The sequence below is a fragment of the Acinetobacter sp. MB5 genome, assembly GCF_003261585.1.
Lineage (GTDB): Bacteria > Pseudomonadota > Gammaproteobacteria > Pseudomonadales > Moraxellaceae > Acinetobacter.
This window is the reverse complement of the sequence record NZ_POVU01000006.1, coordinates 189,954-216,423: the sequence shown is the minus strand read 5'-3', so window position 1 is coordinate 216,423 and position 26,470 is coordinate 189,954. Positions and strand designations below refer to the sequence as shown.

Here is a 26,470-nt window from a genome sequence, read left to right as displayed (position 1 = left end):
AAGTTTGCCTTAAACAGCCAGCAACGTACGGCTGCTGCACAAGCCAAAGGTTACTTTGCCAATGAAATCGTGCCTGTCACCATTCCACAGCGCAAAGGTGATCCGATTGTTGTGGATACTGATGAACACCCGCGTGCAACCACCATTGAAGCGCTCACCAAACTCAAACCTGTGGTGAAAGCGGAAGGTAGCGTAACTGCGGGCAATGCCTCAGGCATTAACGATGGTGCAGCAGCACTGCTGATTGCATCGGATGAAGCCGTTGCCAAATACGAACTGAAAGCGCGTGCCAAGATTGTTGCAGCCACTACGGTGGGTGTTGAACCGCGCATCATGGGCTTTGCCCCAGCCCCTGCGATCAAGAAATTACTGAAACAGGCCAATCTGACTTTGGCACAGATGGATGTGATTGAACTGAACGAAGCCTTTGCAGCACAAGCACTCGCTTGTACCCGTGACCTTGGTTTGGCGGATGACGATGCACGTGTCAATCCAAACGGTGGTGCGATTGCATTGGGTCATCCACTCGGCGCATCAGGTGCGCGTCTAGTAACTACAGCCTTGAACCAGCTTGAACAGACTGGCGGTAAATACGCCTTATGTTCAATGTGTATTGGTGTCGGTCAGGGCATTGCTTTGATTATTGAGCGAGTTTAAGTATGAGCCAGTTATATGCCAGCTTATTTTATCAGGAAGAAGTGACTGAGATTTTTAGTGATCAGTCCTTGGTTTCTTACATGATTCAGGCTGAAGTTGCACTGGCAAAAGCTCAGGCGCAGGTTGGGGTCATTCCTCAATCTGCGGCAGATTCAATTGACGCAATTGCACAAAAGACGGCATTGGAAAGCATTGATTTTGCAGGCTTAGCAATAGCAACTGGTCTTGCAGGCAATATTGCGATTCCATTTGTAAAACAGTTGACTGCGATTGTGAAACAGCATGACGAAGATGCAGCACGTTATGTGCACTGGGGCGCAACCAGTCAGGATATTTTAGATACAGCTTGTATTTTGCAATGCCGCGATGCGTTGCAATGGGTCGAACGTAGTGTGCAACATAACTATCAAACGGCTTTAGCACAAGCACAAGTTTATCGTGACCAAGTCATGATTGGGCGGACATGGCTACAGCAAGCCTTGCCAATTACCTTGGGTCACAAGTTTGCTCGTTGGGCAAGTGCGTTTAAACGTGATTTGGATCGGATTCAGGCAATGAAAGCCCGCGTATTGGCTGTTCAGCTCGGCGGTGCAGTGGGTTCATTGGCATCACTGCTTGATCAGGGATCCGCAGTTGTCGAAGCATTTGCCCAACAGCTCCAGTTAAGTGCACCAAGTTGTACTTGGCATGGTGAGCGTGACCGTATCGTTGAGATTGCCAGTGTGCTCGGCATGATTGTGGGTACAACAGGCAAAATGGCGCGTGACTGGTCATTGATGATGCAGACCGAAATTGCAGAGGTGTTTGAACCGACAGCCAAAGGTCGTGGTGGTTCATCAACCATGCCACACAAACGTAATCCTGTTGCAGCAGCATCTGTTTTGGCGGCTGCAAACCGAGTTCCAGTACTGATGGCAAGTCTGTATCAGAGCATGGTTCAGGAGCATGAACGTAGTTTAGGTGCATGGCATGCTGAATGGTTGGCATTGCCTGAAATTTTCCAGCTTTGTGCGGGTGCATTGTGGCGTACGCTAGATGTGCTACAGGGTATGGAAGTGAACACCGAAAACATGCAGCGCAACTTGGAATGCACGCAAGGTTTGATTATGGCTGAAGCGGTCATGATGGCACTGGCACCAAAACTAGGGCGTTTAAATGCACATCATGTGGTGGAAGCTGCATGTAAAACCGCAGTCGCTGAGCAAAAACATTTAAAAGAAGTGATCGCTAAGCTCGATGACATTAAAAATAATTTTTCTACAGCAGAAATTTCCGCAATTTTTAAACCCGAATCGTATTTAGGCAATATTCAAGCCCAAATTGATGCGGTGTTACAGGAAGCAAGGACAGGAGTGGCAAAGTGATGATCACGATTACCAATCGTCAAGGCAAGCATTTATCGGTTGTTGTGGAAGGTCTTGAAAATGCACCTGCCATTATCTTTTCCAACTCTTTGGGAACCGATCATGGGATGTGGCAACCTCAAGTTGCTGCACTTAAACAGCAGTTCAAGGTTATTACTTATGACACGCGTGGACATGGTCAAAGTGATGTCATTGCGGACACCACAGTTCAAAACCTTGCTGAAGATGTGGTTGATATTTTAGATGCGTTAGACATTGAAAAAGCACACTTTTGCGGTATTTCAATGGGCGGACTGACTGCACTGTATTTAGGTATTCACCATGCTGCTCGTTTTAACAGCATTACAGTTGCTAACTCCGCAGCAAAAATTGGTACGGCAGAAGCTTGGCTGACTCGAGCTAACGCGGTAGAACAAAATGGCTTGGCTGATTTGGTGGCGTCGACCCATAGCCGCTGGTTTAGCAGTGAATTTGACTACCTAGAAGATGCATTGGCGCAACAAACCATTCAAAGTTTGGCCAATACACCTGCTCAGGGTTATGCCAATGCCTGCCGTGCTTTGGCACATGAAGATTTACGTGAGCAAATTGCTCAAATCCATATCCCAACTTTATTGGTCGCTGGGAAGTTTGACCCGATCACGACTGTTGCTGATGCTGAATTTATGCAACAGCAGATTGAACATAGCCAGCTCAGTATTTTGCCAGCATCGCATTTGTCAAATATTGAGCAGCCTGAAGGATTTACTCAGGCTCTGCAGCATTTTATTGAAAAGATTTCATAAAGATACTGCAGTTTTAAAAGGATTTTCGCCTAAGGAGGCAAAATATGGCGTCTCAGGATACTACACGCTCAAATATCAGCATGGATGCACAAGCACTAATTAATGATTCTCCATTAAGTGCTTTTCAGTGGATGATTGCAGCGATTTGTTTTTTCATCATTTTCTTAGATGGTATTGATACAGCCGCAATGGGCTTTATTGCACCTGCATTGGCTCAAGACTGGGGGCTAGATCGCTCTCAGTTGGGCCCTGTCATGAGTGCTGCACTTGGCGGCATGATCATTGGAGCGTTGGTGTCTGGCCCAACGGCTGACCGTTTTGGTCGTAAAGCTGTTTTATCTGTCTCGATGTTGATTTTTGGTGGTTTTACCATTGGGTGCGCTTACGCCAACAACCTCGATACTTTGGTTCTTTTGCGTTTCTTGACAGGAATCGGTTTGGGGGCAGCCATGCCAAATGCCACCACACTGTTTTCTGAGTACTGTCCAAACCGTATTCGTTCATTACTCGTTACGGGCATGTTCTGTGGTTATAACTTGGGCATGGCAACTGGCGGTTTTTTAAGTAGCTGGTTGATTCCAAAATTTGGCTGGCACAGTTTATTTCTGTTCGGTGGCTGGAGTCCGTTAATTCTGGCGTTCTTTGTGGTTACTGTATTGCCAGAATCTTACCGCTTCTTGATTGTTCATGGTAATAGCACAGAGAAAGTACGCAAAATTTTGAGTCGTATTGCGCCTACTCAGATTCAGAACGTGACTGAGTTTCATGTGCCTGAAGAAAAAAGCCCAGTACAGAAAAAGCAGAACGTATTTGCAATGCTATTTTCACCAAGCTACGTGAAAGGCACATTATTGCTTTGGTTCACTTATTTCATGGGCTTGGTGATGATTTACCTGCTGACTAGCTGGTTACCAACCTTAATGCGTGAAACAGGCGCAAGCATGGAACGAGCAGCATTTATTGGTGGCATCTTCCAGTTCGGTGGTGTTCTCAGTGCACTGTTCATTGGTTGGGCAATGGATCGTTTCAACCCGAACCGTATTATTGCTGGCTTCTATTTTGTTGCAGGGATTTTCGCTTTTGCTGTAGGTCAAAGTTTAAGTAGCCCAATTTTGCTTGCTGTGCTCGTGCTTTTTGCAGGGGTTGCTATCAATGGTGCGCAGTCTTCTATGCCAGCGTTAAGTGCTCGTTTTTACCCAACACAGTGCCGTGCAACAGGTGTTGCTTGGATGACAGGTATCGGGCGTTTCGGTGCCGTATTCGGTGCGTGGATTGGTGCAGTACTGTTAGGTCAAAACTGGTCATTTACCGCAATCTTAAGCATGTTACTGATTCCTGCTACGGCAGCAGCAGTTTCTATTTTTGTTAAATCTTTGGTTGCGCATACCGATGCAACCTAAATCTGAGGGTCTTCTTATGAATGATGATGAACGCTATACACAAGGCATTCAAGTTCGAACGGAAGTTTTAGGCGAAAAGCACGTCAATCGTTCGATTGAAAATCTCAACGATTTCAATAATGACTTTCAGAATTTTATTAGCCGTTTTGCTTGGGGCGAAGTGTGGTCTCGCCCAGGTATGCCGCGTCATACCCGTAGTTTGGTGACGATTGCAGTCTTGTTGGCACTGGGGCGTGAGGCAGAGTTGCGTATGCATTTACGCGCATGTTTTAACAATGGGGTAACGAAGGACGACTTAAAAGAGTTGATTCTACATTGTTCACTTTACGCAGGGTTACCCGCAGCAAATGCAGCCATGCATATGGCAGAAGAGGTTTTTGCAGATTTGGGCATTGCACCGAAAAAGTTAAACCAAGAACAAACCAACGAAGAGTAATGGAACAAAATTAAGAGGGACGTCACATGTCGCAACTTATTTTAGGTGCTTATGCACAACGTAATACAGATGATCATCCGCCAGCATATACACCTGGCTATAAAACCAGTGTTTTACGTTCGCCTAAAAATGCATTGATCTCAATTGCAGAAACTTTAACTGAAGTCACAGCACCACATTTTAGTGCAGATCAGTTTGGTCCTAAAGATAACGATTTGATTCTGAACTATGCCAAAGATGGTTTACCCGTTGGTGAGCGCATTATTGTGCATGGTTATGTTCGCGATCAGTTTGGGCGTCCTGTTAAAAATGCATTACTCGAAGTATGGCAAGCCAATGCATCAGGTCGCTATCGCCATCCAAATGATCAGTTCATTGGTGCGATGGATCCGAACTTTGGTGGTTGTGGTCGTATGTTAACAGATGCCAATGGTTACTTTGTATTCCGTACCATTAAACCAGGTCCGTATCCTTGGCGTAACCGTATCAATGAATGGCGTCCAGCACACATCCACTTCTCTTTAATTGCAGATGGTTGGGCTCAGCGCTTGATTTCGCAACTTTATTTTGAAGGCGATACGCTCATTGATTCATGTCCGATTATTAAAACCATTCCTTCGGAAGAACAACGTCGTGCATTGATTGCCTTAGAAGACAAGAGCAACTTCATTGAAGCAGATAGTCGTTGTTACCGCTTTGACATCACTTTACGTGGTCGTCGTGCGACTTATTTCGAAAATGATTTGACTTAATTCAGGGAGAACAACATGAACAATTGGAATTTTCAAGAATTGCATGAAACTCCATCTCAAACAGGTGGTCCTTACGTTCATATCGGTTTGTTACCAAAGCAAGCCAACATTGAAGTGTTTGACAATAACTTCAACAACAATCTGCTACAAGAGCATACACAGGGCGAGCGTATTCGTCTTGAAGGTCAGGTCTTTGACGGTTTAGGTTTGCCACTACGTGATGTCTTGATTGAAATCTGGCAGGCCGATGCAAATGGTGTTTATCCAAGCGATGCAGATATTCAGGGTAGAACAGCAGACCCGCATTTCCAAGGTTGGGGACGTGCAGGTGCAGACTTTGAAACTGGTTTCTGGCACTTTGACACGATTAAACCTGGTTCAGTTCCTGGACGTAAAGGCACTCAACAAGCACCGCATATTGCAATGGTGATTTTTGCCCGTGGTATCAACATTGGTTTGAATACCCGTGTTTATTTTGAAGATGAAGCAGAAGCCAATGCCAATGACCCGATTTTAAAAGGAATCGAGTGGGCACCACGTCGCAATACTTTAGTGGCTAAACGTGAAGAACGTGACGGTCAGATCGTTTACCGCTTTGATGTTGTGATTCAAGGCGACAATGAAACAGTTTTTTTTGATATCTAAGCTGCGCGCTGTATGGAGCCCCCATACAGCGACATTACACAAGGAATGGTAATGATGAACCTTAAACATGAAGCCCTTCAAATTGCACTTGCATGCAGCATGCTGACTACAGCTACAGTTGCTTTGGCAGAGCCAATGACAACAGATCACTATGTTGTGAAAAATGTTGATATTGGTGTAATGCCAGTAAAAACAATTGTGCCAATTACTGCAAAAACAGCTGAAGAAGCGATTGCTCAGGCAAAAGTGATTGAAGCGAATCCAAATGCAGATTTGGCTGAGTTTCGTATTGATTTGTTAAATTTTGCATCTGATACCAAACAAGTGATTGCTTTAGGTCAACAGTTGAATCAGATTTTAAAAGACAAACCATTAATTGCAACAATTCGTACTGCCAATGAAGGTGGGAAACTTGCAGTGAGTGATGAAGAGTACGGCAAAATTTATAGCGCGTATTTGAAAAAACCATTCATGCAATTACTTGATGTCGAAATGTTCCGTGATGGTAAAGTAGTACGTAAAGTCACCGACTTGGCACATCAGAAGCATGTACTGGTCATTATGTCGAATCATGATTTTGCGAAAACACCAAGCGAACAGGTCATTGTGGATCGTTTGATGAAACAGGATCAAATGGGTGCTGACATTCTTAAAATTGCGGTCATGCCACAGTCAAAAGCTGATGTGTTTACGCTCATGAATGCGACTTTAAAAGTGAGCCAGCACAGCAAAAAACCATTGTTGACGATGTCGATGGGCCGTTTAGGAACGATCTCTCGTATTGCAACAGCAAGTTCAGGTGGTAGCTTGAGCTTCGGTATGATTGGTCAAGCTTCAGCTCCAGGTCAAATTGATGTGACCCAGCTACGTCAATTCTTACAAACAGTACAACCAACACCATAATAAAAAGTGAAAAAAGGAATATTTACAATGAAAGCAATGGCTTTGCGAGTGACTGCATTAAGTTTAGGTTTAATGGCTTCAGGCTGGGCGGCGGCAACAACGTATGTAGTTGACCGTTATCAGGATGACCAAAATCAGGGTTCATTACGTTGGGCGATTGAGCAATCGAATGCCAATCCGTCTGATGACAACGAAATTTTGATTCAAGCCGTAGGTAAGGCACCTTATAGCATTAAGGTGGATTCACCACTGCCTGAAATTAAAGGCCCTGTAAAAATTATTGGAACACAATGGGATAAAACTGGTGAGTTTATTGCCATTGATGGTTCTAACTACATTCATGGTGAAGGTGCAAAAGCTTGTCCAGGCGCAGTTCCTGGTCAGTATGGTACCAATGTGCGTACTATGACTTTACCAGGCTTGGTTTTACGTGACACACACAATGTTGTGCTTAAAGGCCTAGACATTCACCGTTTCTGTATTGGTATTTTGATTAACCGCGCAAGTAATAACGTGATTCAACATAACCGTATTAGCAATAACTACGGTGGTGCTGGGGTTATGTTTACTGGCGACGATGGCAAGGGTAACCCGACATCAACCACAACCAACAATAACAAATTCATGAACAATATCCTTCAGGATAATGGTGATGGTTTGGAGTTGACTCGTGGTGCAGCGTTTAACTTGGTTGCCAACAACTTGTTTACCAACACCAAAGCCAATCCAGAACCATCACAAGGTATTGAAATCTTGTGGGGCAATGACAACGCAGTTGTAGGCAACAAATTTGAAAACTATTCAGATGGTTTACAAATTAACTGGGGCAAACGCAACTATGTGGCATACAACGAATTGACAGCAAACTCAATTGGTTTAAACCTCACTGGCGATGGCAATATCTTTGACAGTAACAAGATCCATGGCAACCGTATCGGGATTGCACTGCGTTCAGAAAAAGATGCCAATGCACACATTACCTTGACCAAAAACCAGATTTGGGACAACAGTAAAGACATTAAACGTTGTGAAGCGGGTGGTTCTTGCGTACCAAATCAGCGTTTAGGTGCAATTGTGTTTGGTGTACCTGCACTTGAACATGAAGGTTTTGTCGGTTCACGTGGCGGCGGTGTTGTGATTGATCCGAGCAAATTGCAGAAGACCTGTACTGCACCTGGTCAACAAGGCTGTAATCCTCAACCAAACCAATGGATTCAAGCGCCTAAATTGAGTGCACATCAAGGTCAACTTGTAGTGAGTATCAATGGCGAAGCAAATCAGCGTTACCGTGTTGAGTTCTTTGGAAATCACAATGTGAAGTCTAAAGAAGCTGAGCAATTTGTAGGTGCTGCAACAGTAGCGACCAATGCACAAGGTCATGCGACTTTGACATGGAAACCAACTGAGAAATTTGCTAATTACACAGCAAATATCACAGATCACTTGGGTGCTAGTTCAGAACTCAGCCAACCAGTAAAATTAAAATGATGAAATACAGGCATTTTGGCTTAAAGTTAGAGTGCCTAACTTTATTAGGCTAAGGAAGAGCAAATATGAAGAAAACAAATTTAGTCAAATTGAGTGCAGTTTCGCTCGCAATTTTATTTAGCCAAGCTGCTTTGGCAAATGAGCCATGGTCTCAAGACCGCCAATGGCTTTTTGGGGATTGGAATGGTGAACGTCAGCACTTAGAAGATCAAGGCTATAAGTTTACAGCATCAATTATGAGTGAAGGCGCAACCAATATTGATGGGGGCTACAATGACAACAACACTTTTACAAATGCTGCACAACTGACACTTGGGGCAAATTTCGATTTAAATAAAATCGCAGGTTGGAAGGATACAACGGCAGCTATCATGATTACCAAACGTGATGGTAATGCATTAACCAATGAACGTATCAAAGACCCACGTGCGACAACTTTAGGGAATTCACAAGAGATTTACGGACGCGGGAAGATTTGGCGTTTAACTCAGGCATGGGTGAAAAAAGGCTTTGATGACAACAAAGTTCAAGTCAAAGTCGGTCGTATGGGCATGTCCGATGATTTCAACAGCTCACAATGTGAATTTCAGAACTTACTGCTTTGTGGTGGCCAGCTCGGTAAATCGATTGGTTCAATCTGGTACAACTGGCCAGTAAGCGTATGGGCTGCCAATGTAAAGTATAACTTTGCTCCTGAGTGGACGTTTGGCATTGGTGTTTATGAAGTGAACCCCGATGACATTAAAACCAAGTCAGCGAGTGACGGCTTTAATTTGGATATGCGAGGAACCAATGGTGCCACCATTCCTGTAGAACTGGCATGGAAACCAAAACTGAATGGTTTACCAGGTGAATATAAAGTAGGTGCTTTGTATTCGACTGCTGAAGCCAATGACATTAAAACATCAGGCAAAGTTCATGATGGTAAACACAGTTTCTGGTTCAACTCACAACAACAGTTAACTCAGCGTGGTGATGATCCGAAACGCGGGTTGTATGTAGGCTTCAATGCTGTATTTAACGACAAAGCGACGACATTTGTAGAAAGCACACAGCAATTGGCATTTTGGTATAAAGGCCCATTTGACAGCCGACCAGCCGATGAAATTGGACTCGGTTTTGCTCGTTATCAGGTTAATGATCGTGCGCGTGATAAAGAGATTGCGACCAATATTGCAAATGGTTTTACGGGTTACGATCCAACCGACAGTGCTTATGTCCCAGTACAAAGCAGTGAGCTGAATGTGGAATTAAACTATACCTATCAATGGTCGCCAGCAGTCATGATCCGTCCAAACTTACAATATATTCACCAACCATCTGGGGTGAAGCAAGTGGACGATGCTTGGGTTGCAGGTCTAACTATGCGTGTGAATTTCTAAAGTGGGCTTAGGGCTTGTTGAGTATCCCTGTGGTGCTCAGCGAGATCCCAAATATAGTTTCGACGATTGAGCACTCTTTTTTCGGTTAGGCTTTGGGTTGTGTACAGATCTAAAGCCAACTGTTTTTAACTGCGCTGCTTTATGAGTTGATGAGCTATCTGATTTAGATCCGCTGCATCAACATAAAGATGAAAGGAATCATCGTGACTATAGCGAAGGAGTGAAGCCGTTTTTATGCCATGGGGCATAAAGACGTTTTTTGGTTTTTGTTTTGGCGCATCGTGCAAATTGGTTGCAGTGCTGCAAAGTACTGTTCTGTTTCAGATGAAAAACTGATTTGACATTAAAACTGGAGATAGTTGTATGTCTGATTCACATACTCAGCCACACCCCATATTTAAGATATGGTGTGCGATTTTAGCGTTGGCGTTACTGGCTACAGGATTATTTTATGTGATTGGTGGTGCTAAGCTCATCAGTCTCGGTGGTTCTTGGTATTTCTTGCTTGCAGGGATTTTTATTACCCTCGCATCTATTCTTACTTTTAGAAGAAAAGCACTCGGTGGATTGGTCTACGCGGGTGTGTTCGTTGTCACGGTCATTTGGTCATTGTTCGACAAAGGCTGGGATTTTTGGGGCTTGTTCTCAAACCTCATGTTCCCGTCTGGACTTTTTGTCGCAATGATGCTGACTCTGCCAAGCTTACGTTGTTATGAACAAAAAGCACGTTGTGCTGCACCGACTTATGGTTCAGGTTTAGTGGTGCTTGTTGGAATGCTGGTGGCGTTTTATCAAATGTTCCAGCCTCATCCGACAGTTGCAAGCTCAGGTCAAGATTTGCCTTTGGTTCCTGTAAATGCAAGTACGCAACAAAAGAACTGGGATAACTATGGTAATGATGCAGGCGGTAGCCGTTTTGCTGCATTAGACCAAATTAACCGTGACAATGTGAAAGACTTGAAAGTCGCTTGGACATACCGTACGGGTGACATGACAACAGGTTCAGGTAATGGTGCTGAAGATCAGGAAACACCGTTACAAGTCGACAATAAAGTCTTCTTGTGTACCCCACATAACAATGTAATCGCGGTTGAAGCCGATTCAGGCAAGCAACTGTGGAAAGCGGAAGTGAATTCACATGCTGATGCATGGGAACGTTGCCGTGGTTTAGCCTATTTTGATGCGACCAAAGCTGTGCAACAGCCAACCTTACAAGGTGCAAGCCCTGTAACTGCTGTAGCAACCAATACGTCATGTCCACGCCGTTTATACACCAATACTCCAGATGGTCGTTTAATTGCAATCAATGCAGACAATGGTCAACGCTGTGAAGACTTTGGTGATCACGGTACAGTGAACCTGCTTGAAGGCATGGGCGGTGGTACCAAAGCACCACGTTTTGAGGTGACTTCTGCGCCAACTCTTGCAGGAACAACGCTTGTGGTGGGTAGTCGTGTTGCCGATAACGTTGCCGCAGATATGCCAGGGGGGGTCATCCGTGGTTATGACGTGATTACAGGTAAATTACGCTGGGCATTTGATGCACGTAACCCTAATCCAAACTATGTGTTAAAACCAGGTGAAGTTTACAAACGTAGCTCAGCGAACTCTTGGGCGCCAATGTCTTACGATCCGAAAATGAACACTGTGTTCTTGCCAATGGGTAGTTCATCGGTAGACGTTTGGGGTGCAAACCGTACTGCACCTGACCATAAGTACAATACGTCTGTATTGGCACTTGATGCGACGACTGGTAAAGAAAAATGGGTTTACCAAACTGTACACAACGACCTATGGGACTTTGACTTACCAATGCAGCCAAGCTTGGTCGATTTCCCAATGAAAGATGGTACGACTAAACCTGCGGTGGTGATTGGAACTAAATCAGGTCAGTTCTTTGTACTTGATCGTGTAACAGGTAAACCGCTGACTAAAGTGATTGAGCAGCCTGTAAAAGTTGCAGACATTCCACACGAGCAATATTCAAAAACTCAACCACGTTCAGTCGAAATGCCACAAATTGGTAACCAGACGTTGAAAGAGTCTGACATGTGGGGTGCAACGCCATTTGACCAATTAATGTGTCGTATTAACTTTAAGTCAATGCGTTACGATGGCTTGTTTACTGCACCTGGTACAGATGTTTCACTCAGCTTCCCAGGTTCTTTGGGTGGTATGAACTGGGGTAGTATCTCGTTTGACCCAACACACCGCTATATGTTCGTGAACGACATGCGTTTAGGTTTATGGATTCAGTTGATCAAACAAACACCTGAAGACATTAAAATCCAAGCGAGTGGTGGCGAGAAAGTCAACACAGGTATGGGTGCTGTCCCAATGGCAGGCACACCATATAAAGTGAACAAAAACCGCTTCATGTCAGCTTTGGGTATTCCATGTCAACGTCCACCATTTGGAACCATGACTGCAATTGACATGAAAACTCGTCAAATCGCATGGCAAGTGCCATTGGGTACTGTACAAGATACAGGACCTCTAGGCTTCAAAATGGGCTTGAAAGCACCGATTGGTATGCCAACGATTGGTGGCTCAATGGCAACTCAAGGTGGCTTGGTATTCTTCGCTGCAACTCAAGACTACTACTTACGTGCCTTTGATTCTTCAACAGGTAAAGTATTGTGGAAAGCTCGCTTGCCAGTGGGTAGCCAAGGTACACCAATGACCTACATTTCACCAAAAACAGGAAAACAGTACATCGTGATTTCTGCGGGCGGTGCGCGTCAATCACCAGACCACGGTGACTACGTGATTGCATATGCGTTACCTGACAAAAAATAAGTGAAGTGCTGTTGTCGAGTTAGATGTAGCTCGACAATAGAGAAGAAACAGAAATGGGCTGATCTTGACGATTGGCCCGTTTTTTTATGCAGATGAATAACCGTGAAGTGATATGAACAACTTTTTAAGCAAACCTAAAATAAGGATGAATGCGCTGAGATGATTTGTTGGGCGTTAGATGACAGTTCTATGGATGAGCCAAAAAGCAAAAAACATAAGCATCGTGAGATAAAAAAAGGTAGGGGGAAACAGCGTGTTGAATTTGAAATTGAATATTTTGGGCATGCAACAGGCCATACCCAAAAAATCAAGTTTAAAACTTATGCTTTCAGTACAGGTGGAAAACCATCTTCAGTGAGGGCTTCGGTCAGTTGTTCAACAGTGGCACTGGTTTGTACTTCAACCAGTTTACTTGCAACATCAATATCCACCTGAGCATTTGGGTCAAGGTCTTTAATGGTTGCAGTGACGCTGCGTGCACAGCCGCCACAAGTCATATTGGCAATTTCAAATTTCATGATTGCTGCCTAATGGTAAGAAGAAAATCTTATTTTAAAGCTTCCCCTCATGGTAAGGTCAAGCCCATTTAAATGAGAATATGTTTTATTTGAAGCTTGACCTTGACATAATGTCAAGGTTTAAGCTGAATGGTGTAAACTATTTTTAACAGAATTGTATAAGCACTGCTTGGTTGCGGTACAAGGAGGCAGCATGAGCCAGTCACAACATCCTTATCATCAAACGCTTGAGATTGAGGGCATGACTTGTGCCTCATGTGTCGGGCGAGTTGAAAAGGCCTTAAAGAAGGTCGAAGGTGTGGCCGATGTTGCGGTGAATCTCGCGACTGAAAAAGCGGTGATTCAGAGCGATGTGGCGCTCCCTCGTGAAGCTTTAGTCCATGCGGTAGAGCGTGCAGGGTATGATGTGCGGACTCAACCCGAGCAACAGTTCGAGCTAAATATCCAAGGCATGACCTGTGCTTCCTGTGTCGGGCGGGTAGAAAAAGCCTTAAAAAAAGTGGAGGGGGTGAGTGATGCTAGTGTCAATCTGGCCACTGAAAAAGCCATTGTCCATGCTCATTTAGCCGATGCAACTGCATTACTGGCGGCCGTGCATAAGGCTGGCTATGAAGCGCAGCTACAACCACAACAAGCACTACAACCGACCAATGAATTGAGCGAACGCCGTGAACAGGAAGCCAGTCAGCTTAAACGCGACTTGATCATCGCGGCTGGTTTGAGTATTCCTGTGTTTATTCTTGAGATGGGTGGGCATTTGATTCCAGCCTTTCATCATTGGTTGATGCAGAGTGTGGGAACACAAAATAATTGGTTACTTCAGTTTGTATTGACTACTTTGGTGCTGATTTTCCCAGGACGCCGTTTTTATCAAAAAGGGATTCCTGCTTTACTACGTTTTGGCCCTGACATGAACTCGCTGGTTGCAGTCGGTACTCTGGCTGCTTATGGATTTTCCTGCGTCGCGACCTTTGCGCCAACATGGCTGCCTGAAAATAATGTGAATGTGTATTTTGAATCGGCTGCGGTGATTGTGACCCTGATTTTGCTTGGGCGTTATCTGGAAGCCAAAGCCAAAGGGCGGACATCACAGGCGATTCAGCATTTACTGGGTTTACAGCCTAAAACAGCGAGAATTATTGTCAATGGACAAGTGCAAGAGGTCGAAATTGCTCAAGTGCAACTCGGTATGCAACTCTTGATTCAACCTGGGGAGAAAATCCCTGTCGATGCCTCTGTTATTGAAGGGCAAAGCTTTATTGATGAATCGATGATTACGGGCGAGCCGATTCCTGTGGCTAAAACTGTTGGGATGACGGTTGTGGCAGGCACGATCAATCAGCAAGGTTCGCTCACCATTCAAGCCACTGCGGTGGGTGCAAATACCGTACTGTCGCAAATCATCCGTATGGTCGAACAGGCTCAGGGTTCTAAACTTCCAATTCAAGGTTTGGTGGATCGGGTTACCATGTGGTTTGTGCCTGTGGTGATGGGCTTGGCGTTGATCACATTTGTGGTGTGGTTATTCTTTGGCCCTGAACCTGCACTGACTTTGAGTCTGGTGAATGCGGTTGCGGTGCTGATTATTGCCTGTCCGTGTGCCATGGGACTGGCAACGCCAACCTCGATTATGGTCAGTACAGGTCGTGGTGCGGAACTGGGAATTTTATTTAAACAAGGTGAAGCTTTGCAGCAATTGCAGGAAACCCAAATTGTCGCGGTGGATAAAACGGGAACTGTGACCGAAGGTAAACCAACTTTGACTGATTTTGTCACACGAGATCGAAGCCAAGCGCAGCAGATTTTACAGGCTGTTGCTTCAGTCGAAGCCAAATCTGAACACCCGATTGCGGTGGCAATTGTGCAACATGCACAGCAGCAGGGTTTAGCCGTGCTGCCTGTGGAACAGTTTCAGGCGTTGACGGGTTATGGCGTTGAAGCAAGCGTTAATCAGCAGCAAATTCACTTGGGCGCTGACCGTTTAATGCAGCAATTGGGCTTAGATGTCGAGGTATTTTCCGAGCAAGTGCAGCAGTTGGCTGAACAGGGTAAAACCCCGATTTATGCCGCGATTGATCGCAAGCTGGTTGCCATGCTGGTGGTATCTGATCCGATTAAATCGACCAGTTATACGGCCATTCAAAGTCTGCATCAACTGGGCTTAAAAGTGGCGATGATTACAGGCGATCATCACATCACCGCTCAGGCGATTGCCAAACAGTTAGGCATCGATGAAGTGATTGCCGAGGTTTTGCCAGAAGGTAAGGTCAACGCCGTGCAGGCTTTGCAGCAAAAATATGGAAAATTGGCATTTGTGGGAGATGGCATTAATGATGCACCTGCCTTGGCCGCAGCCGATGTGGGAATTGCCGTAGGCACAGGCACAGATGTTGCGATTGAATCTGCCGATGTGGTACTAATGTCGGGCAACTTACAAGGTGTGAGCAATGCGATTGCGCTCAGTCAGGCGACCATTCGCAATATTCGCCAAAACCTGTTCTGGGCATTTGTCTATAACGCTGCGCTGATTCCTGTGGCAGCAGGCGCCTTGTATCCTGCTTATGGCATTCTTTTATCCCCGATGTTTGCAGCCTTTGCTATGGGCATGTCATCCGTCTTTGTATTGGGGAATGCCTTGCGTTTAAAACGATTTCGGGGAGTGTTTGCATGAACATTGGACAAGTCGCCAAGCAAACAGGGCTGTCGAGCAAGATGATTCGCTACTATGAAGAAGTCGGCTTGCTGCCCAATATTCAACGTAGCAGTGCAGGCTATCGGGTCTATAGCGCGCAAGATCTTCAAGCCTTGCGTTTCATTCGCCATGCACGAACACTGGATTTTTCAGTAGATCAAATCAAGGAATTGCTGAGTCTGTGGCGCAATCAGTCACGGCACAGTGCCGAAGTCAAACAGTTGGCTTTGGCGCATATTGAACAGTTGCAGCAACGTATTAAAGCACTGCAAAACATGGTGGAAATTTTGCAGCAGACGGCTGATTGCTGTGCGGGGAATGAAGCAGCAGATTGCCCGATTCTAGAGCAGATTGAACATGGCTAAACGGATTGAATAATCGATTAAAAAATCAGCGCCAAAATGGTGCAATCTGTGTTTATAATGCTGAGGCAACCATCAGGATAGAGAGTTTATGTTTCAGCATGTTGAGCCTTATGCAGGCGACCCGATTTTAACCTTAATGGAAAAATTCCAAAAAGATGAACGCAACAATAAAGTCAATTTAAGTATTGGTTTGTATTACACTGAAGAAGGGATTGTACCGCAGTTGAATGCCGTGAAACAGGCAGCGCTACGCACCGCTCAGGATGTTGATAAAGCTAAACTTTATTTGCCAATGTCGGGCTTGAAATCTTACTGCGATATTACCCAAGAATTGCTTTTGGGTGCAGAGAGCCAAGCACGTGCGGAACAACGTGCTGTGACCATTCAGACTTTGGGTGGTTCAGGTGCACTGAAAGTCGGTGCAGACTTCCTGCATAAATATTTCCCTGCATCTAAAGTATGGGTCAGCCGTCCAACATGGGAAAACCACATTGCGATTTTCCAAGGTTCAGGTTTTGAAGTTGCAGAATATCCATACTTCGATGCCAACACCAATGGCGTTGCGTTTGACGAGATGCTGGCTTGCTTGAAGCAAATTCCAGAGCAAGACGTTGTATTGTTGCACCCTTGCTGTCATAACCCGACAGGTGCAGACTTGACCCCTGAGCAATGGGATCAAGTGATTGCCGTTCTACTTGAACGCAACCTGATTCCATTTTTGGATATTGCATATCAAGGCTTTGCAGAAGATCTCGATAAAGATGCGTATGCGATTCGTGCCTTAGACCGCGCAGGTGCAAAATTCCTGCTGAGCAACTCATTCTCAAAAATCTTCTCGTTGTATGGCGAACGTATTGGCGGTTTGACTGCGATTTGCGAATCAAGCGAATCTGCTGAGCATGTTTTGGGTCAGTTCAAAGCAACTGTTCGTAAAATCTACTCAAGCCCACCAACCACAGGTGCGGTTCTTGTGGATACTGTTCTGCGTGACGATGCCTTACGTTTAGACTGGCAAGAAGAGTTACAAGAGATGTGTGACCGTATTGCCAAAATGCGTACCATCTTGCGTGATGAGTTAACCCAACGTGTGCCAGATCGCGACTTTAGTTACTTGGTGAAACAACGCGGCATGTTCAGCTATACAGGTTTAACAGGCGAGCAAGCGGATATTTTACGTGAAGAATTCGCGATTTATCTGCTTCGCAGTGGTCGTATCTGTGTGGCAGGTTTGAATCAGAAAAATGTGTATTACGTTGCTGAATCCATTGCGAAAGTTTTGACACGTTAATCGGTGTAAAAACCAAAATGACCGCTTTAAGCGGTCATTTTTTTCGGGGTACGCCATGTCCAGAACAGCCCCCAAATAAACGCCAGTACACCCACAGCAAAACTTTGTTGTAATGAACCTCCGTGTTCAATCCAGAATTTGGCCATCCACGGCCCAAACAATTGTGCCCCTGCATAAATAGTAATCATGGCCGCAGAAAGCTTTGGCCCTTGATGCGGCTGAAAAAAACGTGCCAGACGTTGGGTACACATCACTGAACCGAGAAAACCTGCACCGACAAAAACCGCACAAGCCAACACGCCCCAGATGTTTGGCATCACCAAGACCAATAATGCACCGAGTCCTTGTATCCAGTATGAACCGAGGAGTGCTTGACGATCTCCCCAACGTGCCCCCAAACTGTTCCAAATCGGAATAAACAGCGAGCAGGACAGCGAGGTGATCAGCCAAACATTTTTCACCAAAAATGCATGATCACCACCGACCTGGTGCGCCAATGCTGGCAAAAAGGTCATTGGTAAAATATAGCCCAAACCCGCACCAATATAGGAAATAAACAGGGGCGTACTGTTGGCATCAAACAGCTTTTGCCGAATTTGACTCGTTTTGACTTGAGGGTGAATCTGGATTTTTGAGATCTGATACAGACTAAAGATCAACAGAGGAATACAGGCGATGGCAATCGGTAACCAGCGCCATTGTCCTGTAAAAAATGGAGCTGTCCAGTCCACCAGAATACCGCTGACGATTAATCCTAAACCCACACCGAAGTACACCAGACCACTTAAACGAGTCAGTTGATGTTCACTCAGCCATTCCAAAATCAGTGCAGGCGCGAGCACAAACACCAAACCATTGCTGATACCATTGGCAAGGCGAAGCAATAACAGTGGTGTATAAGCAGCGGTGAAACATTGCAGCAGGGTCAAAGCTGCATTGATGATTAACCCCAAGCACACATAACGTTTTAGCCGATCAGGTCGGTTTAAATACACTGCCAGCAATGCCCCGATCAAATAACCCAGATAATTACTGGTGGCGAGGTCAGCCCCTTGGGTAATCGTGATGAGATGATCTTGAATGAAATAGGGCAAAAGTGGCGTAAATGCAAAGCGTCCAATCGCATGAACCAGCATTAAACTGCTAATGCCTGCTGCAATATAAGCGTACGCCTGATAGCGCAGTGCCTGATCGGTGGATGTCATTGCTTCTCCCTGAGCATTTACGTTATTTTTCCCGTTTTTTTATAGCATACGGTAAATAATGACTAAAAAGAACCAGTATAAAAAAACAACAGGGTGAACATTACACAAAGACATACAGCTCGAAATCTATTTATAAGCGCAATATGCTATTGTCTAAAAAATCATCCAAAAACAACACGGAGAATAACATGAGCAAGCAGCTACTCATGCTGGTTGGCGACTACGCAGAAGACTACGAAATCATGGTGCCATTTCAGTTTTTGACAGGACTCGGCTATGTGGTGCATGCGGTCTGTCCAAATAAAAAAGCAGGCGATCATATCGCTACCGCCATTCATGACTTTGAGGGCGAGCAGACCTATAGCGAAAAGCGTGGGCATAATTTTGCGATTAACTACGACTTCGATGCAGTCAATCCTGAGGATTATGTTGGCTTGGTAATTCCAGGGGGACGTGCGCCTGAATACTTACGCATGAACGCACGTGTTGTGGAAATTGTGCAGGCTTTTGATGCGGTCAAAAAACCGATTGCTGCGGTGTGTCATGGTGCACAGTTATTGGCTGCTGCCAATGTGTTACAAGGTAAAACCTGTTCGGCATATCCTGCTTGCGCAGCTGAGGTTAAACTGGCAGGTGGAACTTATGCCGATATTGCGGTGACTGATGCAGTGACCGATGGTCATTTGGTGACTGCACCTGCATGGCCTGCACATCCTGCGTGGTTGGCGCAGTTTGTGAAATTACTCGGTGCTGAAATTAAAATTTAACGGATCTCTTTCATTTCAAGAAAAAGGCTGCCGCGGCAGCCTTTATTTTATTGCAATAGATTGTCATGCCATGCACGTCGTGGTGCGCTGCGCACAGGAGCACCATCGGCACGGTAATAATCCGCCGTTGAAGCAGGTAGCTTTTTACCTTGAATTACATCGGCAATTTTCTCACCGATCATGATGGTAGTGGCGTTCAGATTGCCTGTGATAATCAGCGGCATGATTGATGCATCGACCACACGCAAGCCTTCAACACCATGCACTCGACCTTGTCCATCGACCACGGCCATGTCATCTTCACCCATTTTACAGCTACACGATGGATGGTAGGCAGTTTCCGCATGATTGCGTACAAACTCATCCAGTTCGGCATCGGTTTGCGCCAGTTTGCTTGGGCTAATCTCACGACCACGGTAGGCATCCAGCGCAGGTTGGTGCATGATTTCACGGGTAATGCGAATCGCATCGCGGAACTCTTGCCAGTCTTGCTCAGTCGACATGTAGTTAAATAAAATGCTTGGATGATCATGCGGATTGAGTGATTTAAGGCGAATCCGACCACGTGAAGGTGAGCGCATTGAGCCGACATGGGCTTGGAAACCATGTTCATTGACCGCATTTGAACCATTGTAGTTAATCGCTACAGGCAAGAAGTGATACTGAATATTCGGCCATGCAAATTCTTCACGGCTACGAATAAAACCACCCGCTTCAAACTGGTTGCTTGCCCCAATGCCTGAACCTAAAAATAACCATTCAGCACCAATTTTCGGTTGATTCTGCCACTTTAATGCGGGGTAAATCGAGACAGGTTTTTTGCATTCGTATTGGAGGTACATTTCCAAGTGATCTTGCAGATTTTCACCGACACCTGCCAAGTCCTGAACCACTGAAATGCCAAATTCTTTCAGCAAAGTTTGTGAGCCGATGCCTGAACGCTGCAAAATTTGTGGTGAAGCAATTGCGCCTGCCGAGAGCAAAACTTCAGCACGGGCATGCACGACAGTTGGTGTTGTGCTTGAACCTTCTAGGTATTGCACACCAATCGCACGTTTGCCTGAAAATAAAATTTTATCGGTGACAGCATGCGTGATAATGGTCAGATTGGAGCGCTGTTTGGCAATATCTAAGTAACCACGTGCGGTACTGGCGCGGCGACCTTGTGGGGTCACGGTTCGATCCATCGGGCCGAAACCTTCTTGCTGATAACCATTTAAGTCATCTGTTTGTGGATAGCCTGCCTGTACGCCTGCTTCAACCATGGCATGGAACAGTTCGTTATTGCCTTGTTTCGGAGTGGCAACACTGACGGGGCCTGAGTCACCATGGTAGTCATTTGCCCCAATATCACGAGTTTCAGCTTTACGGTAATACGGCAGGCAGTCGGCATAACGCCAGTCTTCCAAGCCTTTAAAAGTTGCCCAGTTATCTAAATCCATGGCATTGCCACGGATATAACACATCCCGTTAATTAGGGATGAACCGCCAAGCCCTTTACCACGACCACATTCCATACGACGGTTGTTCATATAGGGTTCTGGGTCAGTCAAATACGCCCAGTTGTAGGTACGACCCTGTAAGGGATAAGCCAGAGCCGCAGGCATTTGAGTACGGAAATCTAAACGGTGGTCTTTGCCACCTGCTTCAAGCAATAACACTTGAATATTCGGGTCTTCAGTTAAACGAGTTGCCAGCACATTGCCTGCTGAACCTGCGCCAATAATAATATAGTCATATTCATGTTGAGCCATGGTCTATCCTTATTGTTGAGCGAAAATGGAGAATGAAAAGAAAGCGGGCATCGCGCAAAAAAATAGCGATGCCGAAAGAGAAAAATTAGAAAATAGACACGTATTCGCCCATTTCCACCTGAATGGATTTGGTGCGTGTGTAATGAGACAGTGTGGCAAGTCCGTTTTCACGTCCGATGCCAGATTGTTTATAGCCACCAACAGGCATTTCCGCAGGCGATTCGCCCCATGTATTGATCCAGCAAATGCCTGCTTCAAGCTGATGAATCACGCGATGTGCTGTCGCCAGATTTTCACTGACCACACCCGCAGCCAGACCATATTGAGTTTGGTTAGCACGTCGAATCACTTCTTCTTCACTGTCATAGCTTAAAATGCTCATGACAGGGCCAAAGATTTCATCTTGCACAATCGCCATATCATCATGGCAATTGGTAAAAATGGTGGGTTCAACAAATGCGCCTTGAGCCAATGCACCTGCGGTTGCACGTTTACCACCACATAATAAAGTTGCGCCCTCAGCTAAACCTTTGCCCAAGTAAGACAAAACTTTGTCCAAATGTTGGAAGCTGACCAATGGGCCAAAGTTGGTTTGTGGATCGAGTGGATCACCCATACGAATCCGCTGAACACGTTCGAGCAGCAAGTTTTCAAAAGTACTTTGTAATTTTTTCGGAATAAACACGCGTGTGCCGTTGGTGCACACCTGACCTGTACTAAAGAAATTTGCCATCATGGCAATATCGGCAGCACGTTCAAGGTGAGCATCTTCACAAATAATCAGTGCAGATTTACCGCCGAGTTCCATGGTCACTTCTTTGAGTGAGGAACTGGCTGCGCTTGCCATGACGTTCTTGCCCGTTGGTACACTGCCTGTAAAGGAAATTTTGGCAATCTCAGGATGTTCAGCCAGCATGCGACCCACATCGGCTGCGCCTTGAACCACATTAAATACGCCATCAGGTAAACCTGCTTCGCTATAGATTTCTGCAAGTTTAAGTGCGCTCAGCGGTGTCACTTCACTTGGTTTAAAAATCATGGCATTGCCCGCAGCAAGGGCAGGGGCAGATTTCCAGAGTGCAATCTGAATCGGATAATTCCACGCGCCAATTCCTGCCACGACGCCGAGAGGTTCTTTACGGGTATAGAAAAAGCTGCTGTCACGTAAAGGCTGTTGTTCGCCCTGAATCGCCGTGGCTAAACCTGCGTAATATTCTAAAACGTCTGCACCTGTCACAATATCGACTGTGGAGGTTTCAGTGTAAGCCTTGCCTGTATCTTGGCTTTCGAGCAGTGCCAATTCATCGTTACGTTCGCGGAGTATATCGACCGCACGACGTAAAATACGAGAACGTTGCATGGCGGTCATGCTCGCCCAAACTTTTTGCCCTTGCTGGGCACTGTGTACCGCGCGATCTAAATCTTGTGCTGAGGCAACTTGAACTTTTGCCAGCAATTGTCCATTGGCAGGGTTAATGCTGTCGATGCTTTGCCCACTGCGGGCATCGACCTGTTGTCCGTGAAGATATAAACCCTGAACGGGGACATTACTCATTCTGTTCCTCCTGCAACCTGCTGTGCAGATTGATTTGCATCTCTAAATAGTCGTAGGCAATGCTGCGTGCCAGTTCACGGTCAAACTCCTCCTGTTGGCTGCTTAAACAGCCACGGAGCCATAAGCCATCAATCAGTGCTGCCATACCGCGTGCTGCAACATCGGCTTGTTCTTTGCTGAGTAATTGCAAGAAATGATGATGCAGATTGGAATACAAACGCTGATCATTGACGCGTTGTAATCGGTGCAATTCGGGCATATGCATACTGGCTGACCAGAACTCTAACCACACTCGCATGGCTTGCGATGTGGTCTGACTAGCATCGAAATTTGAATCAATAATGGCGCGGATCTGTGCTTGTGGTTCAGCTTGTGCCTCGGCTTTGTAGTCTTCGGTTTTACGCAATAAGACATTGAGCAGTTCGCGCATGCAGGCATCAATCAAGCCTTGTTTGTCACCAAAATAGTGACTGACGATACCCGTAGATAAGTCGGCTTGCTTGGCAATTTTTGCCATAGTGGTATTGGTTAAGCCTTCTTGAGCAATCACGGCAAAAGCCGCAGTCATGATCTGTTCACGACGAATATGCTCGGGTTGGACACGAGGACGATTCATACAAAGACACCACGCAGAAAAAAATTAGCGCCATTATTCATTCAAACACTGCCTGAAACAATGTTTACAACGATAATACGTTCCATTGATTGAACAATCAATCAATGGAACGTATAGTAACTGTTAATAATTTGTGCAAAATCGCAAGAGAAGGCTGAAAATGAGTTAAGAATTTTATTTAATTTCAGTCGATTATTGTTTTTTATGGCACATTTTTGATGTGATGCATGAAAGGGTAAAAATCTTTCCCAACTGTTTTTCCTGAAAAAATGATCTGAACTTTGGTCATTTTTATCATAAAAAACAAAATTTCATGTTCAATTTTTCAGCGACCTATGTCGTTTCCGCTAGCCAAAAAAGAGGAAGGTATGACTCAAGACAACCCCTCCAGTATGACTCGGACTGCACCTGCAAGTAGTCGTTTAAATCGAACTGTATTTTTTATTTCAGCAGGTCTCGTCCTGCTATTTTCTTTATTTACCATTTTTTTTAATACCGAAGCTGCTCGGCTTTTAGATTTGGTCCTTGACTGGGTGAGTGCCACATTTGGTTGGTACTATTTTGCTGCTGCAACGGCCTATATGGTTTTTGTGCTGTTTCTGGCCTGTTCACGTTATGGCGATGTGAAGTTGGGGCCAAAGCATGCCAAACCTGAATTCAGTTTAATGAGCTGGTCTGCCATGCTGTTCGCCGCAGGCATCGGAATTGACCTGATGTTCTTCTCGGTGGCTGAACCGATTATTCAATATATGCAGCCGCCTGTTGGACAAGGGCAAACCTTGGAAGCTGCGCGGACGGCCATTGTCTGGACCGTTTTTCACTACGGCTTAACAGGCTGGTGTATGTATGCACTGATCGGGATTGCGCTCGGTTACTTTTCGTATCGTTATAACTTACCACTCACGATTCGCTCTGCACTCTATCCAATCTTTGGTCAGAAAATTAAAGGCTGGATGGGGCACTGGGTCGATATCGCGGCAATTCTCGGCACGATCTTCGGGATCGCAACTACGTGTGGAATCGGCGTGGTGCAGCTCAATTATGGTTTGCATGTCACCTTTGGTGTACCTGAAGGCTTAAGCGTGCAGTTTGGCTTGGTGATTTTTGCGGTGATTATCACCATTATTTCAGCAACGACTGGGGTCGAGAAAGGAGTGAAATTCCTTTCTGAATTGAATGTTTACTTTGCGATTGGTTTGGTTCTCTTCATCTTGTTTATGGGGGACACCAAATTTTTGCTGAATGCCTTGATCCTGAATTTGGGGGATTATGTCAGCCGTTTCCCTTCAATGACACTTGACACATTTGCCTATCAGCAAGACCCGCATGCTGCACAGTGGATGAAGGATTGGACACTGTTTTTCTGGGCATGGTGGGTGGCTTGGTCACCATTTGTCGGTCTGTTTTTGGCACGTATTTCTAAAGGTCGAACCATTCGCCAGTTCGTCACAGGTTCGCTGATTATCCCATTTGTGTTTACCTTGGCATGGTTGTCCATTATGGGGAACAGTTCGCTGTATCAGGTCATTCATGGCAACTTGGGATTTGCTCAGGAAATTGTGGCAAAACCTGAACTGGGTTTTTATAAGTTATTGTCCTTTTACCCGTGGTTCAATGTTACAGCCATGTTGGCGCTGATTACTGGTTTACTTTTTTATGTGACCTCGGCGGATTCAGGTTCGATTGTGCTTGGAAATTTTGCTTATAAATTTACCGATGTGAATAGTGATGCTCCGAACTGGATTCGAGTATTCTGGTCGATTGCGATTGCTTTATTGACCATTGCCATGCTGATGACCGATGGGGTAAGTTCTCTGCAAAAAGCCACGGTCATTATGGGCTTGCCGTTTAGTTTTGTGATTTTCTTTGTGATGGCAGGATTATTTAAGTCTTTGCGCTTAGAGGATTTTCGTCATCAAAGTTCAACCATGAACGCCGCGCCTGTAGTGGGGAATGTCGACATTCTGAACTGGCGCCAACGATTATCACGAGTTATGCATCACCCTGGGCGTAAAACCACATTAAATATGCTGGATCAGGTGTGTAAACCTGCACTGGAAGCTGTGGTTGAAGAACTCCGCCGTAAAGGGGCACAGGTCAGTCTGACTGAGAAATTAATAGAAGATGACGAACAGCTTTATCATATTGATTTAATGATTGATCTAGTGACTGAGCAGAACTTTATCTACCAAATCTGGCCGCAGCGTTACCATGCACCAGAATTTAGTATGCGCAGTAGCAAGTTTGCCAAAAACTATTATTATCGTCTGGAAACTTTTTTGTTCGATGGCAGTCAGGACAATGACCTGATGGGCTATGATAAGGAACAGGTGATTAATGATGTGCTGGATAAATACGAACGTCATTTAACTTTCTTGCACATTAACCGAGAAACCGCAGGGAAGACCTTAAATTTCCCTGATCCACATGAGCATCACGCAGAGTAGAGTCATATGCTAAGCCCATATATTCATTCATTTGCCCTGTTTTTTTCCTTGCTGAATCCTTTTCTGATGAGTGTCTACATGATTGGAATGATTCGGCATATTGAAGCACGTGTTTTCAATAAGGCATTAATTCAGGGGAGTCTGATTGCGTATCTGGTCTTTATTTTCTTTGCATGGGGTGGCGAGCGGATATTTAATCAATATTTAAATGTTCGCTTTGAGTCGTTCCAGATATTTGGTGGCATCATTTTCTTGGTGATCGGTTACCGTTATGTGTTTCAAGGGGCAGACACGATTGGTGAAATACGTGGTGCACCTGAGCATTTGGCAGGAACGGTGGCTATGCCATTTATGATTGGCCCAGGAACCATCAGTGCTGCGGTGGTTACAGGGATGGACTTACGCTTGACTGGTGCAGCAATGGTGATGGCAGTCACGCTTGCATTAACCTGCATGATTCTAATTCTAATGAAATTCATGCATGACAACTTGCGTTATAAGCATGCCAAATATGTCGATTACTATTTTGATATTGTCGGACGTTTATCGGCCTTGCTGATTGGAACGATTGCCGTGGATATGATTGTGACAGGTATTAGTCATCTGGTTCAGCCTGCATAAAGTGAAATGACTCACTTTCACTTTATGCGAT

22 protein-coding genes are annotated in these 26,470 nt (G+C 45.3%); 17 read left to right on the top strand and 5 right to left on the bottom strand.

What is annotated here, in order from left to right; all coding sequences use genetic code 11:
• The 11 genes from C1A47_RS09990 to C1A47_RS09940 all read left to right on the top strand — a co-directional run.
• On the top strand, nt 1-657 hold a 657-nt coding region (locus C1A47_RS09990; protein WP_162625934.1), incomplete at its 5' end, for an acetyl-CoA C-acyltransferase.
• A gap of 2 nt (nt 658-659) precedes the next feature.
• Nucleotides 660-2,021 carry a 3-carboxy-cis,cis-muconate cycloisomerase gene (locus C1A47_RS09985; protein ID WP_111894888.1) on the top strand — a complete coding sequence of 454 codons (1,362 nt, stop codon included), beginning with the start codon at nt 660-662 and terminating at the stop codon, nt 2,019-2,021.
• A complete protein-coding gene (gene pcaD / locus C1A47_RS09980; RefSeq protein ID WP_111894887.1) occupies nt 2,021-2,806 on the top strand; it encodes a 3-oxoadipate enol-lactonase in 786 nt (261 codons plus the stop codon). The genes C1A47_RS09985 and pcaD overlap by 1 nt, the downstream gene beginning before the upstream one ends.
• A gap of 44 nt (nt 2,807-2,850) precedes the next feature.
• Entirely contained in the window at nt 2,851-4,206 is a 1,356-nt protein-coding gene (locus C1A47_RS09975) for an MFS transporter (RefSeq protein WP_111894886.1), read from the top strand.
• Nucleotides 4,207-4,222: 16 nt separating this feature from the next.
• A complete protein-coding gene (gene pcaC / locus C1A47_RS09970; protein WP_111894902.1) occupies nt 4,223-4,642 on the top strand; it encodes a 4-carboxymuconolactone decarboxylase in 420 nt (139 codons plus the stop codon).
• Nucleotides 4,643-4,668: 26 nt separating this feature from the next.
• A complete protein-coding gene (gene pcaH, locus C1A47_RS09965; protein ID WP_111894885.1) occupies nt 4,669-5,394 on the top strand; it encodes a protocatechuate 3,4-dioxygenase subunit beta in 726 nt (241 codons plus the stop codon).
• Between the two features lie 15 nt (nt 5,395-5,409).
• The gene (gene pcaG, locus C1A47_RS09960) at nt 5,410-6,039 is read left to right on the top strand and encodes a protocatechuate 3,4-dioxygenase subunit alpha (RefSeq protein ID WP_111894884.1); all 630 of its coding nucleotides are present in this window, start codon (nt 5,410-5,412) and stop codon (nt 6,037-6,039) included.
• Between the two features lie 99 nt (nt 6,040-6,138).
• The gene (gene aroD, locus C1A47_RS09955) at nt 6,139-6,942 is read left to right on the top strand and encodes a type I 3-dehydroquinate dehydratase (protein WP_413772957.1); all 804 of its coding nucleotides are present in this window, start codon (nt 6,139-6,141) and stop codon (nt 6,940-6,942) included.
• Between the two features lie 27 nt (nt 6,943-6,969).
• Nucleotides 6,970-8,430, top strand: a complete 1,461-nt coding sequence (locus C1A47_RS09950) for a nitrous oxide reductase family maturation protein NosD (RefSeq protein ID WP_111894882.1) — start codon at nt 6,970-6,972, stop codon at nt 8,428-8,430.
• A 65-nt stretch (nt 8,431-8,495) separates the two neighbouring features.
• Complete coding sequence (locus C1A47_RS09945) at nt 8,496-9,812, top strand: carbohydrate porin (protein WP_111894881.1); 1,317 nt, start codon at nt 8,496-8,498, stop codon at nt 9,810-9,812.
• Between the two features lie 363 nt (nt 9,813-10,175).
• On the top strand, nt 10,176-12,611 hold the full coding sequence (locus C1A47_RS09940) for a glucose/quinate/shikimate family membrane-bound PQQ-dependent dehydrogenase (protein WP_111894880.1): 2,436 nt from the start codon (nt 10,176-10,178) through the stop codon (nt 12,609-12,611).
• Nucleotides 12,612-12,931: 320 nt separating this feature from the next.
• Here the strand turns inward: C1A47_RS09940 and C1A47_RS09935 are convergent, their stop codons facing one another.
• Nucleotides 12,932-13,129 (bottom strand): heavy-metal-associated domain-containing protein, encoded by a 198-nt coding sequence (locus tag C1A47_RS09935; protein WP_111894879.1) that lies wholly within the window; start codon nt 13,127-13,129, stop codon nt 12,932-12,934.
• 193 nt (nt 13,130-13,322) lie between these two features.
• Here C1A47_RS09935 and C1A47_RS09930 point away from each other — a divergent pair, with 193 nt between their 5' ends.
• The 3 genes from C1A47_RS09930 to C1A47_RS09920 all read left to right on the top strand — a co-directional run bounded on the left by C1A47_RS09930 (nt 13,323) and on the right by C1A47_RS09920 (nt 17,474).
• Entirely contained in the window at nt 13,323-15,800 is a 2,478-nt protein-coding gene (locus C1A47_RS09930; RefSeq protein WP_111894878.1) for a heavy metal translocating P-type ATPase, read from the top strand.
• A complete protein-coding gene (gene cueR / locus C1A47_RS09925; protein ID WP_111894877.1) occupies nt 15,797-16,186 on the top strand; it encodes a Cu(I)-responsive transcriptional regulator in 390 nt (129 codons plus the stop codon). Before C1A47_RS09930 ends, cueR begins: the two co-directional genes overlap by 4 nt.
• Before the next feature lie 88 nt (nt 16,187-16,274).
• Nucleotides 16,275-17,474 (top strand): aromatic amino acid transaminase, encoded by a 1,200-nt coding sequence (locus tag C1A47_RS09920; RefSeq protein WP_111894876.1) that lies wholly within the window; start codon nt 16,275-16,277, stop codon nt 17,472-17,474.
• Between the two features lie 26 nt (nt 17,475-17,500).
• On the opposite strand, the gene C1A47_RS09915 is transcribed toward C1A47_RS09920, so the two are convergent.
• On the bottom strand, nt 17,501-18,679 hold the full coding sequence (locus C1A47_RS09915; protein WP_111894875.1) for a YbfB/YjiJ family MFS transporter: 1,179 nt from the start codon (nt 18,677-18,679) through the stop codon (nt 17,501-17,503).
• 188 nt (nt 18,680-18,867) lie between these two features.
• Here C1A47_RS09915 and C1A47_RS09910 point away from each other — a divergent pair, with 188 nt between their 5' ends.
• A complete protein-coding gene (locus C1A47_RS09910) occupies nt 18,868-19,446 on the top strand; it encodes a DJ-1/PfpI family protein (protein ID WP_111894874.1) in 579 nt (192 codons plus the stop codon).
• A 47-nt stretch (nt 19,447-19,493) separates the two neighbouring features.
• On the opposite strand, the gene betA is transcribed toward C1A47_RS09910, so the two are convergent.
• From betA to betI, 3 genes are all read right to left on the bottom strand, one after another.
• Complete coding sequence (gene betA, locus C1A47_RS09905) at nt 19,494-21,200, bottom strand: choline dehydrogenase (RefSeq protein ID WP_111894873.1); 1,707 nt, start codon at nt 21,198-21,200, stop codon at nt 19,494-19,496.
• 85 nt (nt 21,201-21,285) lie between these two features.
• Nucleotides 21,286-22,755: a betaine-aldehyde dehydrogenase gene (betB, locus tag C1A47_RS09900; RefSeq protein WP_111894872.1), complete on the bottom strand. Its 1,470-nt coding sequence runs from the start codon at nt 22,753-22,755 to the stop codon at nt 21,286-21,288.
• Nucleotides 22,748-23,371, bottom strand: coding sequence for a transcriptional regulator BetI (gene betI, locus C1A47_RS09895; RefSeq protein WP_111894871.1), 624 nt, complete (start codon nt 23,369-23,371; stop codon nt 22,748-22,750). Before betI ends, betB begins: the two co-directional genes overlap by 8 nt.
• A gap of 368 nt (nt 23,372-23,739) precedes the next feature.
• Here betI and C1A47_RS09890 point away from each other — a divergent pair, with 368 nt between their 5' ends.
• Nucleotides 23,740-25,818, top strand: a complete 2,079-nt coding sequence (locus tag C1A47_RS09890) for a choline transporter (RefSeq protein ID WP_111894870.1) — start codon at nt 23,740-23,742, stop codon at nt 25,816-25,818.
• A 6-nt stretch (nt 25,819-25,824) separates the two neighbouring features.
• A complete protein-coding gene (locus C1A47_RS09885) occupies nt 25,825-26,439 on the top strand; it encodes a MarC family protein (RefSeq protein ID WP_111894868.1) in 615 nt (204 codons plus the stop codon).
• Nucleotides 26,440-26,470 lie beyond the last annotated feature (31 nt).